Source organism: Ruoffia sp. FAM 26254 (genome assembly GCF_045528545.1).
Classification (GTDB): Bacteria; Bacillota; Bacilli; order Lactobacillales; family Aerococcaceae; genus Ruoffia; species Ruoffia halotolerans.
In genome coordinates, this window is sequence record NZ_JBGQQY010000128.1 from 1 (window position 1) to 284 (window position 284).

The following is a 284-nucleotide window of genomic DNA, read 5'->3' on the forward strand; positions in this document are numbered from 1 at the left end:
ATGTTAGTAACGACAAAAACATAAACACGGAGGTCTGTTATGAGCTACACACATCTTACCATAGAGGAACGTTCAAAAATAGAAATACTCTATCAAGAAGGTTATAAAATTAATCGCATTGCCCAATTAATCGGGCGCCATCGGTCAACGATTTATAGAGAACTTAAACGATGCCCTTCAGATCAATACCAAGCTCAGGATACCCATGAAGGTGCCAATCAACGTGCACGTCTTAAGGGTAGAAATCCTAAGTACACGGTCGAGCTACTTAAAGACATTCAAGA

At 39.8% G+C, this 284-nt stretch carries 1 protein-coding gene; it reads left to right on the forward strand.

Annotated elements, in window-relative coordinates; translation table 11 throughout:
* Nucleotides 1-39: 39 nt before the first annotated feature.
* Nucleotides 40-284, forward strand: a 245-nt coding sequence (locus ACEN3Z_RS11970) for a helix-turn-helix domain-containing protein (RefSeq protein WP_407090996.1), incomplete at its 3' end; no start/stop codon positions are given.